This is a genomic window from Actinophytocola sp., from assembly GCF_049647105.1.
In the GTDB taxonomy this organism is placed as follows: Bacteria; Actinomycetota; Actinomycetes; order Mycobacteriales; family Pseudonocardiaceae; genus Actinophytocola.
This window is the reverse complement of the sequence record NZ_JBARWZ010000096.1, coordinates 22,682-39,259: the sequence shown is the minus strand read 5'-3', so window position 1 is coordinate 39,259 and position 16,578 is coordinate 22,682. Positions and strand designations below refer to the sequence as shown.

The following is a 16,578-nucleotide window of genomic DNA, read 5'->3' as shown; positions in this document are numbered from 1 at the left end:
CGCGTTCACATGCCTAATCTAGCCCCCACCGGGTAGTCAGCGGACGTAAACTGCGGCGCCCGCGTCCCCATGATCCCCACCGTGGCCGCGGCGACCCACACGTCGGACGTACTTGGAGCACCTCATGGCCGCGAAGTTCGAGATCTACACAGACGCGAAGAACGAGTTCCGGTTCCGTCTGAAGGCCGGCAACGGCGAGGTCGTCGCCACCGGCGAGAGCTACACGACCAAGTCGGGCGTCATCAACGGCGTCGACGCGGTCAAGCGAGCCGCCGCCGAAGCGGAGATCGACGACAAGACCACCGCCTGACCCGGAATTTCACCCGGAAGGGGCTTTGTGAGCCGCTGGCTAGCAAAGCCCACTTTCCGGGCTTCCTAGAGGGTCGGCGTCGCAACACGACAATGACGCCCTAGGCTGCCATCGTGCGCCTTGCAGCCACCAGGTTCGTTCCGGCACTCGTCCTGTCGTTGTGTGCCCTGGTCATCTCCGCAATTGTCGCCGCTCCGGGCGCCGTTGCCGCACGCTCAGCACGCCAGGCACAGCCGACCGCCGGGGATACCGATCCCTCGCAGGGCGCATGCCAGAACCGCCAGCTCCCGCCGCCGCCGATCGACACGTCGGAGGAGCCGCAGCCCGGCCAACCCAGCCCGGAGCCACTCCCCGTACCGGAGGACCCGGTCGGGGGAACCCGCATGGGTGAGTGTGGCCTCGTGCAGCCCGAGGGCGGTGCGGCCCCGCCACCCGTCACCTCGGCCACGTGGATCGTCTCCGACCTCGACTCCGGCGCCGTGCTCGCCGCGAAGGACCCGCACGCCCGTGAACGCCCGGCGTCGCTGATCAAGGTGCTGCTCGCCATCGCGGTGATCCGCGAACTGCGTCCCGAGACGGTCGTCGAGGGCACGCAGGAGGACGCGAACCAGGAGGGCACCAGGGTCGGCATCGGCCCCGGCGGCAGGTACACGGTCGACCAGCTGCTGCACGCGCTGGTGATGCGCTCCGGCAACGACGCGGCGCACGCGCTGGCCAGGACCCTCGGCGGCACCGAGGCCGCGCTCGAGAAGATGAACTCGCTGGCAGGCGAGCTCGGCGCGCTGGACACCCGCGCGGCGACCCCCTCCGGCCTCGACGGCCCCGGCATGACGACGTCGGCGTACGACCAGAGCCTGATCTTCCGCGCCGCGATGGCGCACGAGGAGTTCGAGGAGGCGGTGAAGACCAGGAAGATCGACTTCCCCGGCTACGCGGGCAAGCCCGGCTTCCAGGTCAACAACGACAACCGCCTGCTGGGGACCTACGACGGTTTCCTGGGTGGCAAGACCGGCTTCACGGACGACTCACGCCACACCTACGTCGGCGCCGCGGAACGCGACGGCCGTCGCCTGGTGGTGGTCCTGCTGCGCGGCGAACGCGAAACGGACCCGCTCGCGGTCCAGGGCGCGTCGCTGCTGGACTACGGCTTCAGCCTGGCGGCGCAGGACACGAAGCCGGTCGGCGAGCTGGTGACCAAGTCGCCGGAGGCCCAGCCCAAGCCGAACCCGAACAAGCAGAGCGAGGCCAGCGAGTCGGCAGGCGAAGACGACACGGCGTCCTCGTCGAACGAGTCGGAATCGGAGCGCTCCGCGTTCGGCAACGTGGGCCTGCCGCTGGTGATCCTCGCGGGCATCGCGATCCTGGCCACGCTGGCCATGTGGCTACGCCGCCGCCGGGCCCGCGCCGCCCGCGCCGCAAGCCACGGCTGACCCGCGCGGCGACTGGCCTGGCGTTCCGCGTCGCCTTCGAGACACGCCGTCTACTCCACCGGGCGCTTCTTCCTGCGCAGCAACAGGCCGAGCACCGCGCCCGCGCCGAACAGGCCCACCGCGCCGGCCGTGTTCGGTCCTTTGCTGACAACCACGCGTGGGCTGATCACCGCGGGCGCGGGCGGCGGTGGCGGCTCCCTGACGATGTTCTCCCGCGCCGTCGCCGTCCAGGCCGTGATGAACAGCAGGAAGCGGGACACGAAGTTCGCGAACAACAGGAGGCCGAGGGTCGAGCCGAACACCTTGCCGGACGGCGACTCCGTGACGATCGTCAGGTAGAAGGTGAAGACCTGCTTCAGCACCTCGAACCCGATCGCCGCGGCGATGGCGCCCCTCATCGCGGACCGGGCGCCCACCCGTTCGCGTGGCAGGCGGGACAGCACCCACAGGAACACGACCCAGTTGGCGGCCAGCGCCAGCGCGATCGTGGCCCCTCCCAACAGGAACAGCGCCCACGCGTCGTCGTCGAGGCCCATCAGGTCCAGTAGCCACGAGCCGAGTCCGGTACCCGCGGCGGACAGTCCGAACGAGATGGCCAGCGCAAGGCCGAGGCCGAACAGCGAGAGCAGGTCCTTGGCGGTCGTGGACAGGAACGGCCGCTGCTTGTACTCCTGGCCCCACTGGGCGGTGAGCGCGTCCCGCAGGTTCGACATCCAGCCGAGCCCCGCGTACAGCGCGGCGAGCAGACCGAAGATGCCAACGGCGCCCCGGGACTCGATCGCCTGGCTGATCACCTCGTTGATCGCCACGCCGAGTCCGGACGGCACCGCTTCCGTGATGTCGGTCCTCATCTGCTTCAGCAGCGCTTCGTTGCCGTCCAGTACGAACCCGGCGGCGGCGAACGCGATCATCAGCAGCGGGATCAGCGACAGCACGCTGAAGTAGGTGATCGCGGCGGCGTAGTGGTCGCCGTAACGCTCGGTGTACGACTTGCCTGACCGCACCAGATGGTCGAGCCACCGTCGTTTCGCGCGCTGCCGGGCCAGGAAGGATTCTTTGTCCGCCACAGACAAACGCTAGCCTTCACGGACCGCGTTCGCAGAGCGAATACCGTTACGCGGGCGGCAGGAAGCCCAGCTTGTCGTACGTGCGCGCCAGCGTCCGCGACGCCACCTCGCGCGCCTGCTCTGCACCCCGCGCGAGGATCTTGTCCAGCTCGGTCGTGTCATCGAGATAGGACTTCACGCGGGCCTGCACCGGCGTCACGAACTCCACGAGCGCCTCTGCGACGTCCTTCTTGAGATCGCCGTAGCCCTTGCCGTCGTAGTCCGCCTGCAGCTCGGCCGCCGTGCGGCCGGTGAACGCCGACAGGATCACCAGCAGGTTGGACACCCCCGGCTTGCGTTCCGGGTCGTAGACGATCTCCCGCTCGGCGTCGGTGACCGCGGACCGGATCTTCTTGGCCGACACCTTCGGGTCGTCGAGCAGGTCGACGATGCCCGCTGGCGAGGACGAGGACTTGCTCATCTTCGAGCCGGGATCCTGCAGGTCGTAGATCTTGGCCGCGTCCTTGAGGATGTAGGGCTCCGGCAGGACGAACGTGCGGCCGAACCGGGAGTTGAAGCGCTGCGCGAGGTCACGCGTCAGCTCGAGGTGCTGACGCTGGTCCTCCCCGACGGGCACGTGGTTCGCCTGGTAGCAAAGGATGTCCGCGGCCTGGAGCGACGGGTAGCCGAACAGGCCGAGCGTGATCCGGTCCTGTGCCTGCTTCGCGGACTTGTCCTTGAACTGCGTCATGCGGCTGGCCTCGCCGAAGCCGGTGAGGCACTGCATCACCCAGCCGAGCTGCGCGTGCTCCGGCACGTGGCTCTGCGCGAAGAGGGTGGCCCGCTCGGGGTCGATGCCGAGCGCCAGCAGCTGCGCTGCGGACACGCGGGTCCGCTTGCGGAGCAGCTTGGGGTCGTGCTCGACGGTGATCGCGTGCAGGTCGACCACGCAGTAGAACGTCTCGTGTGTCTCCTGCAGCGCCACCCACTGGCGGACCGCGCCGAGGTAGTTACCGAGGTGGAACGAGTCGGCTGTCGGCTGGATCCCGGACAGGACTCGGGGGCGACGCTCTTGCGTTTCCGGCACAGATCAATTCTCCCAGAGCCGGATGGCCGTGACCTCGGACCCCCTCGATCCACGCGAGGACCGCCGATGACCGAAAGACACCGTCAGGCAGCGGCCTAGCCGCTCGCGGGCCCCTGCTCGACGCCAGGAGCGGGCGCGGGCTGCGCCGCGGCGACGCGGCGGTGGTGGCGCACCAGACCCGTCACGAGCCCACCCAGACCGACCACGACGGCCGCGATGCCGACCGGGCCGATGGGGAACTGCATCGTGGAGGCGGCGACGCCGTCTGCCGCGCTTGCGCTCGCCGTCACCGCACTGGTTACCAGGGCCACCGGCACCATGGCCAGGACCGCACTCAGCCGAACCAGCCTGGCGACCGCCAAGACAACTCGGTTGCGCACTGGAGAGCCTCCTGCGCTCGTCACCATTGGGCCGCCCCCGTTTGGGGGACCGCAGATTGGGAACCCTACACACGGTGGCGTGTAGTTAGCCCAATCGGTACGTCGCGGGACAGTAGTCCCCTGGTTGCGCTGGCGATCACGCGGGTCCGGTGACACCCTGCTGACCAGCGGCAACCCACCCGTTGTGCTCCGCGCCCGCGATGAGCGCCGTCATTGCCTCTCCCAATGCGGTAGACGCGTCGCCGATGTGCGCGGTTCTTGATCGAACGACATCGGCAGTGACGCCCGGGGTCAGCCAGGTGCCGCCACCCGCCATCCAGTTGAGCAGGTTCGGCTCGAGCCGGTCGATGGCCTTGGCGAACCGGGCCTCCGGTGTCCTGCGCTCCTCGAACTCGTCCCACAGCGCGCGGAACTCCCGCGCCTGGTCGGCGGGCAGGAGCCCGAAGAGCCTGTCGGCGGCGGCCAGCTCGCGCTCGGCCTGGTCGATGCGCAGCTTGTCGTCGTAGATCGGCGTGTCGCCCGCGTAGATCTCGACGAGGTCGTGCACGACGACCAGCCGGATGGTGTGCCCGACGTCGATGGGCTCATCGGCGTACTCGGCGAGCACCGGGACCATCAGCGCGAGGTGCCAGGAGTGCTCGGCATCGTTCTCCCGCCGCTCGGCGGCCGCGAGCGGCGACGCCCGCAGCACCGTCTTGAGCCGGTCCACCTCGATCAGGAAGGCCAGCTGCTGCCCGAGCCGCCCGTCGATGGGCAGCGGCCGACGCTCGACAAGCAAGGGTTCGTCCACGTCCGCGACCCTGTCATTCCCGCAGAAGCTTGGGCAAGCCGGTTAGGCTGCCGCGTCGTGAAGGTCACCGTGCTCGGCAGCTGCGCAGCCTGGCCGGAACCCGGGCGGGCGTGTGCCGGGTGGGCTAACAGGTGGTGCCCTCCAGCGGACGGGTGTAGTCCACCGACACCCAGCGGCCCTCACTGAGCTTGCGGAAGTCGTTCTTGACCTCGGTCGAGGCGTCCACCTCCTCGCCCGAGGCCAGCTCGTCGACCACGTTGGCCGGGTCGATGGCAGGCGCGGACCGCACCCGCACCCCGTCCTCGGTCGATTCCACCCGGCAGGCGGACGTGTCGCTTGACGCGGGCGCCCCGCCCTCCTGGCCCTGCTCACGGCGTTGATCGGAACCCTGCACGTACAGCAACCCGATCCCGCCGAGCAGCACGAGCGTGACCAGCGTCCGCTTGCCACTCCACTTGACCTTCACCGGCATCGCTCCTCAACGTGCGGAGACTGCACAACCTGTATAACGCAGGCGCTTCGAGAATCAAATGGACAGCGCGACGATCCACTCGCTCGACGCAGCGACCGGGGGTGCCCAGCACGCTCCGTGAAACCAAGGAAGCCACGCCCGCTGACGTGCGGGCGTGGCTTCCTCGAACGTGCGATCAGGCCGAGGCCATCTTCTTCTGCAGGTTCTCGTCCAGGGTCGCGAGGAACTCCTCGGTGGTCTGGAACTCCTGGTCCTTGCTGATCAGCAGGGCCAGGTCCTTGGTCATCCTGCCGCTCTCGACGGTCTCGATCACGACCTGCTCCAGCGCTTCCGCGAAGCCGGTGACCTCGGGGGTCGAGTCCAGCTTGCCCCGGTGGGCGAGGCCCCTTGTCCACGCGTAGATGGACGCGATCGGGTTGGTCGAGGTCGGCTTGCCCGCCTGGTGCTGGCGGTAGTGCCGGGTCACGGTGCCGTGCGCGGCCTCGGCCTCGACCGTGCGGCCGTCCGGGGTGGACAGCACGGAGGTCATCAGGCCGAGCGAGCCGAAGCCCTGCGCGACGGTGTCGGACTGGACGTCACCGTCGTAGTTCTTGCACGCCCAGACGTAGCCGCCCTCCCACTTCATGGCCGCCGCGACCATGTCGTCGATCAGGCGGTGCTCGTAGGTGAGCCCCTTGGCGTCGAAGTCGGCCTTGAACTCCTCGTCGAAGATCTTCTGGAAGATGTCCTTGAAGGCGCCGTCGTAGGCCTTGAGGATGGTGTTCTTGGTCGACATGTAGACCGGGTACTCACGCTGCAGGCCGTAGGAGAACGAGGCCCGCGCGAAGTCCTCGATGGACTTGTTGAAGTTGTACATCCCCATCGCGACGCCGCCGTCGGGGCCGTAGTTCGCCACGACGTGCCTGATCGGCTCGGAGCCGTCCTCCGGCGTGAAGGTGATCGTCAGCTCGCCAGCGCCGGGCACCTTGAAGTTGGTGGCCTTGTACTGGTCACCGTGGGCGTGACGGCCGATGATGATCGGCTTGGTCCAGCCAGGGACCAGCCGGGGGATGTTGGAGATGATGATCGGCTCGCGGAACACCACGCCGCCGAGGATGTTGCGGATCGTGCCGTTGGGCGAGACCCACATCTTCTTCAGGCCGAACTCCTCGACCCGCGCCTCGTCCGGGGTGATCGTGGCGCACTTCACCCCGACGCCGTGCTGCTTGATGGCGTTCGCGGCGTCGACGGTGACCTGGTCGTCGGTCGCGTCCCGGTGCTCGATGCCCAGGTCGTAGTACTCCAGGTTGACGTCCAGGTACGGGTGGATCAGCTTTTCCTTGATGAACTGCCAGATGATGCGGGTCATCTCGTCGCCGTCGAGCTCGACGACCGTCCCCTGGACCTTGATCTTGGCCATGTGCCGGGATGCTCCTCTCCGCGTCTTCGGTGCGCGCGTGCGGTACCTTCAGCCGCCGCAAACGGTACACGCGTACTGCTAGCACCGCTCACGCGAGGCCCGAGACCGCCGCGATGATCTTCTGCGTGACCACCGGCTGCTCACTTGCCGGGCAGGCCGGACGTGTAGGTGAGCGGGTGGCCGACGGCGATGGGCGGGAACTCGGCGGGCAGGAGGCCCGGCACGCAGGACTGGACGGTGCGACGGCTGCCGAGCCTCCCGCGCGCGACGAGCCGGCGCGCGGCGGTCGCGGTGAACGCCTTTGGTCACGCTGCCGATCCGGCACCGGCCGTCGATGCGGACCTTCTGTCCAATGTGGACATTGGAGACGCCGGAGGTGCCCTGCCGGTGGCCGATAAGGGGGCAGCCCTCAGGACCGGGCTTTCCACTCCCGCGCCAACATGGCGTACACGACCTCGTCGGCCCATTCGCCCTTCACGATCTCGTTCTGCACGAAATGCGCCTCCTTGCGCATGCCGAGTCGCTCCATCAGCTTCGCCGACGCGGCGTTCCTTCCGTCTGCCCTGCCGATGATCCGGTGCAGTCCCAGCTGTTCGAACCCCATCCGCAGCACCTCCACTGTGGCCTCTCTCGCGTACCCGTGGCCCTGGTGGCGCGGATCGAAGATGAACCCCAGCTCGCCGCTGCCCTGCTCGACCGACAACCACCGCAGGTTCACCTCCCCGACGAGTTCGCCGGTCTCCTGGTGCTCGACGGCGAACACGACGCCGTCGCCTTCCTTCTCGATCGTCGGGTGTTCGATGCGGAACTTCAGCGACTTCGCGGACTCCGCACGCGTCCTCGCCTCCCACAACAGGAAGCGGGCGACCTCGGGGAGGCTGTGGTAGGCGTGCAGGGTGTCCAGGTCGGAATCGGCGAACTGGCGGAGGATCAGCCGGGCTGTCCTGATCGGATAATCGGGTTTGAGCACACCAGCCACGTTACGCGAGCCTGCGTGTGCGGCCCCACGGCTTGAGCACCGACAACACCGCGCTCGTCACGTACATCGACGTCGACACGACGCCGGCCGCCAGCATGTCCAGCGCCAGCGGCCCGGTGTCGGCCAGCCGGCCGGCCGGGGTGCCGGCGATCAGCCGCGACAGTTCGGCGAGACCCGGCAGTAGCGACAACGGGATCAGCACGACGGCGATCACCGTCAGCACGAGCTTCACCAGCACCCACCGGTACCTGACCAGACCCCACTTCGTGTACATCCCCAGCAACACCCCGGACACCAGCGTCAGCAGGCTCACGGGGATCAGCAGCGGCCCGCCGACCAGGTACATGGCGCCGAGCGCGGCGTGCTGTGTGCCAGGGTCGTCCGTGGTGAGACCGGTGACCGCGAGCGTCAGGTTGCCGACGTTGAGGCCGAGCCACCCGACGGAGACGACGATGTGCAGCAACAGCAGCAACTTGTGCCTCGTCGGGGTCAGTCTTCTCGTGGCACGCGCGGTGATGGTCATGCCCACTATGGTCGGTTCCCGCCGCCGCCGTGTCGTCAGCGTCGGCGCGACACTCGCGGTGCGCCCGCCGGGGTAGCGAACCGGCCGTGGCTACTCTCCCGGAGGTAGGCGGGCGTGCCATGATGGCGCCATGGCGATCTGGCTGACCACCGACTCCGAGGCCAACGAGCTGCTCGAACGCGACCCGTTGGCCCTTGTCATCGGGATGCTGCTGGACCAGCAGATCACGATCGAGGTCGCGTTCCTCGGCCCGAAGAAGATCCTCGACCGCATCGGCTCGCTCGACGCGCGCACGATCGCCGAGTACGACCAGGAGAAGTTCGCGGCGCTGTGCTCGACACCGCCCGCGATCCACCGCTTCCCCGGCTCCATGGCCAAGCGCATCCAGACGCTGTGCCAGGGCCTGGTCGACGAGTACGACGGCAGCGCGGAAGCACTGTGGACGGTGGGCAACCCGAACGGTGCCGAGGTGCTCAAGCGGCTCAAGGCGCTACCCGGCTACGGCGACATCAAGGCGCAGATCTTCCTTGCCCTGCTGGGCAAGCAGCGTGGCCTGAAGGCGACCGGCTGGCAGAAGGCGGCAGGCGAGTTCGGCAGGAAGGGCACGCACCTGTCGGTCGCGGACATCACCGATCAGGCGAGCCTGCTGGAAGTGCGTGCCTACAAGAAGCAGATGAAGGCGGCCGCGAAAGCCGCGACGGCCTAGTGTCCCGAACCGGGACACTGGATCCGAGCCCTCGGAACCTACCGCGCACCACCCATGTTCATGGTCATGACCTTCACCAGGTCATGCTCGGTGAACTCGACGGTCAGCAAGAAGGCCGGGCCCTCGATCAGCATCTGCGTCTCGTGCTCGGCCAGCCGCAGGCCCCGGTTGACCGCGTAGGAGCGCAAGCCGCGGCGCTGGTCGGTGAAGCGCAGCTCCGCGAGGCCCTGCTGCAACACTCGTGACACCCGAGGACCTTCCGGGGCGGGCAGTGCGAAGTCCGGGTGCTCGATCAGCATGCCGGCGCGCGTGCCGCCACCAACCGGCCCCTGGTAGCCGGTCCAGCGTGTCATGACGGCCTTCGCGGCCTCGGTCATCAACGACGTCACCTGCACGGGATCGGTCGGCGAGCCGGGCAGGTCGCCGAACGGGACCTCGGGTTCGGAGAACTCCGCGATGCCGTGCTGCTTGCCGAAGTCACGCAGCTGCTCGGCCAGCCAGACGACCTCCTGCCGGTAGCCCGTCGGGTTCGCCCACGACCAGAGCCAGGAGCGCGGGCCCGGGGCGGCGCTGCCCAGCAGGTGCACCGCGGTGGCCGTCACGGGGTGGTCGCCGGTGAAGCTGAACCTCGGCACGGCGAAGTCGACCTGCCACGAGTGCTCACCGATGGTCTCGGCGAGGTGCAGCTGGTGTTCGAACGACAGCAGCGCGGCGTCGTCCTGGAGTTCGAGAAATGTCGGCACGGCGGCGACCGTACCGGTTCGCCCGAGGCGAACCGGACGTCAGGGCTTGCGGCCCACAGCCGCCGCGCTGCATTCCTCGACCTGGCTCAGCGGGCGCAGGCGCGGGCCGTCCGGCCACCAGAGGTCAGACAGTTCGAAGTCGGCGTCCTTGCCGGGGCCCGGTGGGATGATCTCCAGGCCGGGCAGGAACTCCCGCAGCTTCTCCTTGTTGCGGAACCGGCCAGAACCCATGGGGCTGTGGATGAACACGTCCTCCATGCGTCGCGCGAGTTCGCTGTGTCCCGGGGTCTCCGGGTCGAGGAAGTGCGACATCGCGACGAAGGAGCCGGACGGCAGCGCGTCGATGTACTCCTTCATCAGGTCGCCGCCGTTCTCGGCTGTGTAGTGGTGCAGTGTGCCGACGTGCAGCAGGCCGATCGGCTTGGTGAAGTCGAGGTATTTGCGCACGACCGGGTGCTGCAACACATCCTGCGGCTCGAAGATGTCCGCCGCCACGAAGTGCGTGAAGTCGTTGTCCTCCAGCAATGCCTCGCCGTGGGCGATGACCACCGGGTCGTTGTCGACGTAGACGACCCGCGCCTCAGGGTCGACGCGCTGCGCGATCTGGTGCGTGTTCTCGGCGGTGGGCAGGCCGGAGCCGCAGTCGAGGAACTGGCGGATGCCGCCCTGGTCGGTGAGGAACCGCACGGCCCTGGTCAGGAAGTTCCGGTTCGACCACGCGAGGTCCTGCGCCTCTGGCGCGACCTTCCGCACCTTGTGGAAGACCTCCCGGTCGATCGCGTAGTTGTCCTTGCCGCCCAGGAACGCGTCGTAGACGCGAGCGATGCTCGCCCTGGTCGGATCCACCCCGACCGGAACCATGCTCGGCGCTTCGTATTTCGACGCCGTGTCGGACATCGCAACCTCGCAGGCAGAAGACTCGTGGGACCGGCCCAGCGTAGCGATGCCTTCCACATGGGTAAACGCCGACCTCTATCCACAAAACGACGTATCGGTGTCGGGTGCATCTGCACCTGCGCAGGTGAGCACGCCGCCGCTGATCACGAACTTCTACTCTGAGCAGCACGGAAAGTCACCCGTTCGGCCTATGTAGCCTGATCGGCACCGCACTACCGCAGGCGGCGCCACGCCGTGGTCGCACAGAGCACGCTCACCAGTGCCAGTAGCGTCGCGAACAGGGCGGGCCACCACGTGTTCATGGTGACGGCCAGCAGCACGTTGACCACCGTCGCGGTCAGGTACAGCGCCGCCAGCAACAGCATTCCGGCCGCCGGGTGGCGCACCCACGATGGCGCGGTTCGGCGCGGTCGGCGGCGGAGCATCGCACCTCCAGGGCTTCACTCCGGAGATCGCGGTTCGCCGATGGTCAGTTACCCCGTCCCGATCTCGATCTGATCACCAGGAACACGAGGTCGGGCTCGCCGCGCGGCACCGGGACCGCCAGGGTCTCCACCGGCCCGAACCGTTGGGCCAGCGCGGCGGCGAACGCCGGTGCCCTGGCCGCGCTCCACACCGCCAGCACGCCGCCGGGCGCGAGCGCGGCGTCGAGCATCGCGAGGCCCGCCGGGCCGTAGAGCGACGCGTTGGCCTCGTCGACCGTCCACTCCGGACCGTTGTCGATGTCGAGGCACAGTGCGCCGAACCTGCCCGCGGTCGGCAGCCACCTGAGGAGGTCGTCACGCACCAGCCGCACGCGCGGGTCGGCGAGCAGGTCGGCGTTGCCGAGCACGTCCCGGTTCCACTCGATGACCGCGGGTTCCCGCTCCACCACGACGGCCGACCGGATCACGGCATGGTCGAGGGCCTCCCGGAGCGAGAAGCCGACGCCGAGGCCACCGATCAGCATCGTCGTGCCGGGTGGCATACGGTCGGCCGCCGCGGCGACCATCAGCCGCTCGGACTCGCCGTTGCGGGTGTCCATCAGGAACACGCCGTTCGCGATGATTTCGTGGTGCGGGCCCGCGCGCCTCAGCACCAACTCGCCGCACACACCGTCGACACGCGCCACAACCTCGGAGACCACCCCAACAGCCTAGAAGCGATCATGACGGCCCGGACTTACCCTGGGGACATGCAGGCCACGACCGGCGACCGGCTGCACGTGCACGGTCGCACAGTAGGAAACCCGGACCAGACCGCCGAAATCCTCGAGGTACGAGGGGAGGAGGGCGCGCCGCCATACCTCGTCCGCTACCCGGACGGCCACGAGGGCCTCGTCTTCCCCGGCCCCGACTGCGTCGTGGAGAAAGAAGCGCCATGAGCGGTGCGCCCCGGGGCTGTCCAGAGCCCCTGGGCACACCGCCCGTGGCCGACCGGCCGACCGGTCAGACCCTGGTGAGCTCGTCGATCAGCGCGTCGACGTCGAAGTGCTCGTCCTCACCGCCGAGCGGGACCATCTTCTCGGTGGCACCGAGGAAGTCGGCGACCGACTGGTGGTCCAGCTCCAGCAGGGCGTAGCCCTCCGGCGACTCGATCTCGACGATCAGTATGCGCATCCCGCCTTCCTCGATCGGGCTGAACCGGACGTCGCCGACACCGGCGGACTCGGTCAGCCCCGCGACGAGCAGTTCGCGGGAGAACACCCACTCGACCCAGTGCTCGCGATCGGTCTGGAACGCGGCGACCACCGTGTACGGGTGGTCACCGCGGTAGGACCAGCGCGAACGGACCGGCGTGCTGCCGTCGTACAACGCGACAAGCTCTGCGTGAATAGCTTCGGTGGTCATCTCTGGCCCTCCTCCTCGACGGCGCCCATGTCTGCGTGGGTCGGTCAAGGGTGAGATGCGGTCTAGCGCCAGGTCTGACGAACGATGCCGGATGTTCACGCCATCAGGTATGAACCGGGCCACACCACTAACGCGCGACCTGCGGTTTACCTTCAGCTGATGAGGCCGAGTCCCCGAACGGCGTCGCGCTCCTCGGACAGCTCACGCACCGACGCGTCGATGCGCTCGCGGGAGAAGTCGTCGATCTCCAGACCCTGGATGATCTCCCACCTGCCGTCGGCGCAGCGGACCGGGAACGACGAGATCAGGCCCTCTGGGACGCCGTAGGAGCCGTCTGAGACGACCGCCATGGAGGTCCAGTCGGTGCCGTTCACCCAGTCGTGGACGTGGTCGACCGCCGCGTTGGCTGCCGACGCGGCCGAGGACGCGCCCCTGGCCTCGATGATCGCGGCGCCCCGCTTGGCGACGGTCGGGATGAAGGTGTTCTTCAGCCACTCGTCGTCGTTCACGGCGGCCGCCGCGGTCTGGCCACCGACCTCGGCGTGGAACAGGTCCGGGTACTGGGTCGCGGAGTGGTTGCCCCAGATCGTCAGCTTCGCGATGTCGCCGACCGGGACGTCGAGCTTCGCCGCGAGCTGCGACAGCGCGCGGTTGTGGTCCAGGCGCGTCATGGCGGTGAACCGCTCGGCGGGCACGTCGGGCGCGTGCGACTGCGCGATCAGCGCGTTGGTGTTGGCCGGGTTGCCGACCACCAAGACCCGCACGTCATCGGCGGCACCCGCGTTGATGGCCTCGCCCTGCGGCTTGAAGATGCCGCCGTTGGCCTCGAGCAGGTCGCCACGCTCCATACCCTTGGTGCGGGGCCGGGCGCCGACGAGCAGTGCGACGTTCACGCCGTCGAAGGCACGCTTCGGATCGTCGGTGATGTCGATGCCGGAGAGCAGCGGGAACGCGCAGTCGTCGAGTTCCATGGCGGTGCCCTCGGCGGCCTTCAGCGCCGGGGGGATCTCCAGCAGTGACAGCCGGACGGGCGTGTCCGGCCCGAGGAGCTGCCCGGAGGCGATGCGGAACAGCAGTGCGTAACCGATCTGGCCGGCGGCACCGGTGACGGTGACCTTGACGGCAGCCTTGCTTGCCACGGGGAAGATCCTCCCGAATAAGAAGAGAAAAACCGGTGCGGCGAGGCTATCAAGGCGCCGGGTTTACGCGGGTCACGCGGGTGCCAGATCACTTTGTGACCCATTCCGCCGACGACTGCCAGATGCTGCGGTGCGCGCGGACGGTCACGTCGTCGGGCAGCCTGGTCGGCCAGAACGACTTCCTGGCGCCCTGGCGGCCCGCCGCCAGTTCGTGCGCGAGTTGCCGGGCACGGCGGCGGCCGCGCACGAGGAGCACGGTCTCCGCGTGCAGGTAGCGCCCGGTGCGGCAGGTCACGTCGACGCGGTACCGGACCAGGCCCACCGCCCGCAGCGGCGCGAGACCGGCCGCGGCGACCGCGAGGAGCGCCAGCTCCAGCACGACCACGGGGAGCGCGAGCAGTCCTCCGATGACGTAGCCGACGACCGCCTTGAGTGCGTCGAAGATCGCCAACGGCGCGAGCGCCACCACGATGGCCTTCTCGCCGCGGCTCAGCCGGGTGCGCTCCCGGGGCTCGTCGGGCGGCTCCTCGACGGGCCAGTCCAGCGTGTGCCTGGGATACCGCCCGGCGACCAGCGACACCGGGCGCACGGCACGGCGCCACGGCGTGCCGCGCCGCTCGATCGTCCACCGCAGGCCCCTGGCGTCGAGCACCTCGTACATGTGACGGACACGCACGACCCGCCCGTTCAGTTGCCCAGCGGGCCGCCTTCGATCGTCATCGCGACGAAGATCATGCAGGCGCCGAAGGCCGAGTAGGTGAGCACGTCCACGCCTCGGCCTCGGATCCGGATCAGTCCCGCCTGCTCGTCGGTCAGCAGTGCGCGCAGGCCCGCCGCCAGGAACAGGGCCAGGCCGATGAGCACGGTGCCCTGCCGCCAGTGGTAGAGCACGATCCGGAACAGGCCGAACGCCACCACCGCCAGCACCATGCCGAACGGCAGGTGTGCCACCACCGGATGCCTGCGGCGGTGCGGGGTACTCATGACCGCTCCGCCGCCAGCACGGTGTTGGTCAGCAGCATCGCGATGGTCATCGGGCCGACGCCGCCCGGCATCGGGGCCAGCCAGCCGGCCACCTCGCGCACGCCGGGGTGCACGTCGCCGACGAGGCCATCGTCGGTGCGGGTGATGCCGACGTCCAGGACCGCGGCACCCGGCTTGACCATGTCCGGCGTGATCAGGGCGGGGTTGCCCGCCGCCGCGACGACGATGTCGGCGCGGCGGACCTCGGCGGCCAGGTCCTTGGTGCCGGTGTGGCACAGGGTGACCGTCGCGTTCTCCGAGCGGCGGGTCAGCAGGAGACCGAGCGGGCGGCCCACCGTGACACCCCTGCCGACGATCGTGACGTTCGCACCGGCGAGCGGTACGTCGTAGCGCTTCAGCAGCTCGATGATGCCCAGCGGCGTGCACGGCAGCGGGCCCGTCTCCCCCAGAACCAGCTTGCCGAGGTTCATGGGGTGCAGGCCGTCGGAGTCCTTCGCCGGGTCGACGCGCTCCAGCGCGGCGCCCGCGTCGAGGTGGGCGGGTAACGGCAGCTGGATCAGGTAGCCGGTGCAGGCCGGGTCCGCGTTCAGCTCGTCGATGACCTCACCGAGCCGCGCCTGGGTGGTGTCGGCAGGCAGGTCTCGGCGGATCGAGGTGATGCCGACCTTGGCGCACGCGTTGTGCTTGCCTCGGACATAGGAGTGGGAGCCGGGGTCGTCACCGACCAGCACGGTGCCGAGGCCGGGCACCACACCCCGGGCCGCGAGCGCCCGCACACGCACGCTCAGGTCCTCGAAGATCGCGTTTCGGGTGGCCTTGCCGTCCAGGATCGTCGCGGTCACGTGGCCCATCTTCTCACCGGCCGCTCACCGGGCGGAGCGCGGCCGGACGCGGATGGCGGCGATGCCGACCGCGACCATCGTGAGCGCGATGCCGACGAGACTCGTCGGCGACAGCCCAGCGCCCCGCGCCGGGACGAACAGGTCCAGCAGCACCGCGCCGGACAGCTGCCCCGCGACCGACGACATGCCGAGCAGCAACACGCCGGTCCACCTGACGGCCGTAACCGCGGTCATGATCGCGACGATGCCCAACATGCCGCCGGTGTAGAGCCACCACTGGGTGGGTAATGACTCAGGCAGGCCGTTCACGACAACGTCGATCACGGCCGCCAACAGCAGTGCGGAGGTGCCTACGAGGAAGTTCACGATCGTGGGAACGACGGCGTTGTCCGCCGCCGCGCGGACCCGCCCGTTCACCGCCGTCTGCCATGCGAGGCCCACCCCGGCTACTGCCGGTAACAACGCCCACCAAAGTCCACCCGGATCGGTGACAACGCGCTGGTCGGAGACCGAAACGATCACTGCGATCACAGCGAGTGACGCGCCGGCAGCCCTGGGGAACGTGATGGGCTGCGGGCCGCCCGGTCCGAGCCCGGCACGGTCGACCGGCAGGCTGGAGACGATCTGACCTGCGACGACAGCGACCGTGAAGACCGCGACACCGAGGATCGAGACCGTGAAGCCCTGGGTGGACACGAGGAACGCGCCACAGGTGCCGCCCAACAGCTGCCACGGGCGTAGTGCCATCGTCCGCAGGGCTTGCCGCAAACGACCAACACCGGCACGAGCAGCTGGCAAGATCGGCAACGCGGCGAGCAGCAGGACAGACCCGACGGAGAAGGAGATCAGAGCAGCGAGAACCCCGTCGTGCAGCTGCTGGCCGAGCTGGCCGTTGATCCGGCCCTGCACTGCCAGCCCCACCCCGCCGAGAGCGGCCAGTGCGCCCCCCGCCGCACGAAGCCGGGCGGTCGGGTGGTGTGCTGAGGAAAGAGCGGGCGTCGTCACGTGTCGTCATCCTCGTT

22 protein-coding genes and 1 pseudogene are annotated in these 16,578 nt (G+C 68.9%); 4 read left to right on the top strand and 19 right to left on the bottom strand.

Annotated features, from left to right (window positions below):
* Positions 1-124: 124 nt before the first annotated feature.
* Together WBA97_RS11750 and WBA97_RS11745 are read left to right on the top strand one after the other, a co-directional pair.
* Complete coding sequence (locus tag WBA97_RS11750; protein WP_424230787.1) at positions 125-310, top strand: YegP family protein; 186 nt, start codon at positions 125-127, stop codon at positions 308-310.
* Between the two features lie 383 nt (positions 311-693).
* Positions 694-1,740 carry a D-alanyl-D-alanine carboxypeptidase family protein gene (locus tag WBA97_RS11745; RefSeq protein WP_424230786.1) on the top strand — a complete coding sequence of 349 codons (1,047 nt, stop codon included), beginning with the start codon at positions 694-696 and terminating at the stop codon, positions 1,738-1,740.
* A gap of 50 nt (positions 1,741-1,790) precedes the next feature.
* Here the strand turns inward: WBA97_RS11745 and WBA97_RS11740 are convergent, their stop codons facing one another.
* The 9 genes and pseudogenes from WBA97_RS11740 to WBA97_RS11700 form a co-directional block, all read right to left on the bottom strand.
* Positions 1,791-2,807 carry a YhjD/YihY/BrkB family envelope integrity protein gene (locus tag WBA97_RS11740; RefSeq protein ID WP_424230785.1) on the bottom strand — a complete coding sequence of 339 codons (1,017 nt, stop codon included), beginning with the start codon at positions 2,805-2,807 and terminating at the stop codon, positions 1,791-1,793.
* 46 nt (positions 2,808-2,853) lie between these two features.
* A complete protein-coding gene (gene trpS, locus WBA97_RS11735; RefSeq protein WP_424230784.1) occupies positions 2,854-3,873 on the bottom strand; it encodes a tryptophan--tRNA ligase in 1,020 nt (339 codons plus the stop codon).
* A gap of 95 nt (positions 3,874-3,968) precedes the next feature.
* Positions 3,969-4,253, bottom strand: coding sequence for a hypothetical protein (locus WBA97_RS11730; RefSeq protein WP_424230783.1), 285 nt, complete (start codon positions 4,251-4,253; stop codon positions 3,969-3,971).
* A gap of 136 nt (positions 4,254-4,389) precedes the next feature.
* Positions 4,390-5,043, bottom strand: coding sequence for an HD domain-containing protein (locus WBA97_RS11725; protein WP_424230782.1), 654 nt, complete (start codon positions 5,041-5,043; stop codon positions 4,390-4,392).
* Between the two features lie 124 nt (positions 5,044-5,167).
* A complete protein-coding gene (locus WBA97_RS11720; protein WP_424230781.1) occupies positions 5,168-5,515 on the bottom strand; it encodes a hypothetical protein in 348 nt (115 codons plus the stop codon).
* Between the two features lie 175 nt (positions 5,516-5,690).
* Complete coding sequence (locus WBA97_RS11715) at positions 5,691-6,914, bottom strand: NADP-dependent isocitrate dehydrogenase (protein WP_424230780.1); 1,224 nt, start codon at positions 6,912-6,914, stop codon at positions 5,691-5,693.
* Positions 6,915-7,054: 140 nt separating this feature from the next.
* Positions 7,055-7,204: pseudogene (locus WBA97_RS11710) on the bottom strand (hypothetical protein); the annotation flags it as partial.
* 119 nt (positions 7,205-7,323) lie between these two features.
* Positions 7,324-7,884 (bottom strand): GNAT family N-acetyltransferase, encoded by a 561-nt coding sequence (locus WBA97_RS11705; RefSeq protein ID WP_424230779.1) that lies wholly within the window; start codon positions 7,882-7,884, stop codon positions 7,324-7,326.
* A 10-nt stretch (positions 7,885-7,894) separates the two neighbouring features.
* A complete protein-coding gene (locus WBA97_RS11700; RefSeq protein ID WP_424230778.1) occupies positions 7,895-8,416 on the bottom strand; it encodes a hypothetical protein in 522 nt (173 codons plus the stop codon).
* Positions 8,417-8,546: 130 nt separating this feature from the next.
* On the opposite strand from WBA97_RS11700, the gene WBA97_RS11695 reads away from it, so the two are divergent.
* Positions 8,547-9,122 carry an HhH-GPD-type base excision DNA repair protein gene (locus WBA97_RS11695; protein WP_424230777.1) on the top strand — a complete coding sequence of 192 codons (576 nt, stop codon included), beginning with the start codon at positions 8,547-8,549 and terminating at the stop codon, positions 9,120-9,122.
* Between the two features lie 38 nt (positions 9,123-9,160).
* Here WBA97_RS11695 and WBA97_RS11690 read toward each other — a convergent pair whose 3' ends face one another.
* The 4 genes from WBA97_RS11690 to WBA97_RS11675 all read right to left on the bottom strand — a co-directional run bounded on the left by WBA97_RS11690 (position 9,161) and on the right by WBA97_RS11675 (position 11,888).
* Entirely contained in the window at positions 9,161-9,865 is a 705-nt protein-coding gene (locus WBA97_RS11690) for a DUF6882 domain-containing protein (protein WP_424230776.1), read from the bottom strand.
* Positions 9,866-9,904: 39 nt separating this feature from the next.
* Positions 9,905-10,762 carry an SAM-dependent methyltransferase gene (locus tag WBA97_RS11685; RefSeq protein ID WP_424230775.1) on the bottom strand — a complete coding sequence of 286 codons (858 nt, stop codon included), beginning with the start codon at positions 10,760-10,762 and terminating at the stop codon, positions 9,905-9,907.
* Between the two features lie 212 nt (positions 10,763-10,974).
* Positions 10,975-11,187 carry a hypothetical protein gene (locus WBA97_RS11680; RefSeq protein WP_424230774.1) on the bottom strand — a complete coding sequence of 71 codons (213 nt, stop codon included), beginning with the start codon at positions 11,185-11,187 and terminating at the stop codon, positions 10,975-10,977.
* A gap of 44 nt (positions 11,188-11,231) precedes the next feature.
* On the bottom strand, positions 11,232-11,888 hold the full coding sequence (locus WBA97_RS11675) for a spermidine synthase (protein WP_424230773.1): 657 nt from the start codon (positions 11,886-11,888) through the stop codon (positions 11,232-11,234).
* Between the two features lie 48 nt (positions 11,889-11,936).
* On the opposite strand from WBA97_RS11675, the gene WBA97_RS11670 reads away from it, so the two are divergent.
* Positions 11,937-12,125, top strand: a complete 189-nt coding sequence (locus WBA97_RS11670) for a DUF1918 domain-containing protein (RefSeq protein ID WP_424230772.1) — start codon at positions 11,937-11,939, stop codon at positions 12,123-12,125.
* Between the two features lie 64 nt (positions 12,126-12,189).
* Here the strand turns inward: WBA97_RS11670 and WBA97_RS11665 are convergent, their stop codons facing one another.
* The 6 genes from WBA97_RS11665 to WBA97_RS11640 all read right to left on the bottom strand — a co-directional run bounded on the left by WBA97_RS11665 (position 12,190) and on the right by WBA97_RS11640 (position 16,561).
* Positions 12,190-12,591 carry an SsgA family sporulation/cell division regulator gene (locus WBA97_RS11665; protein ID WP_424230771.1) on the bottom strand — a complete coding sequence of 134 codons (402 nt, stop codon included), beginning with the start codon at positions 12,589-12,591 and terminating at the stop codon, positions 12,190-12,192.
* A 152-nt stretch (positions 12,592-12,743) separates the two neighbouring features.
* Complete coding sequence (locus WBA97_RS11660; RefSeq protein WP_424230770.1) at positions 12,744-13,730, bottom strand: malate dehydrogenase; 987 nt, start codon at positions 13,728-13,730, stop codon at positions 12,744-12,746.
* Between the two features lie 88 nt (positions 13,731-13,818).
* On the bottom strand, positions 13,819-14,406 hold the full coding sequence (locus tag WBA97_RS11655) for a hypothetical protein (RefSeq protein ID WP_424230769.1): 588 nt from the start codon (positions 14,404-14,406) through the stop codon (positions 13,819-13,821).
* An 11-nt stretch (positions 14,407-14,417) separates the two neighbouring features.
* On the bottom strand, positions 14,418-14,714 hold the full coding sequence (locus WBA97_RS11650) for a DUF3017 domain-containing protein (protein WP_424230768.1): 297 nt from the start codon (positions 14,712-14,714) through the stop codon (positions 14,418-14,420).
* Positions 14,711-15,556: a bifunctional methylenetetrahydrofolate dehydrogenase/methenyltetrahydrofolate cyclohydrolase gene (locus WBA97_RS11645; RefSeq protein ID WP_424230767.1), complete on the bottom strand. Its 846-nt coding sequence runs from the start codon at positions 15,554-15,556 to the stop codon at positions 14,711-14,713. The genes WBA97_RS11650 and WBA97_RS11645 overlap by 4 nt, the downstream gene beginning before the upstream one ends.
* Positions 15,557-15,580: 24 nt before the next feature.
* Complete coding sequence (locus tag WBA97_RS11640; protein WP_424230766.1) at positions 15,581-16,561, bottom strand: DMT family transporter; 981 nt, start codon at positions 16,559-16,561, stop codon at positions 15,581-15,583.
* Between the last annotated feature and the right edge of the window lie 17 nt (positions 16,562-16,578).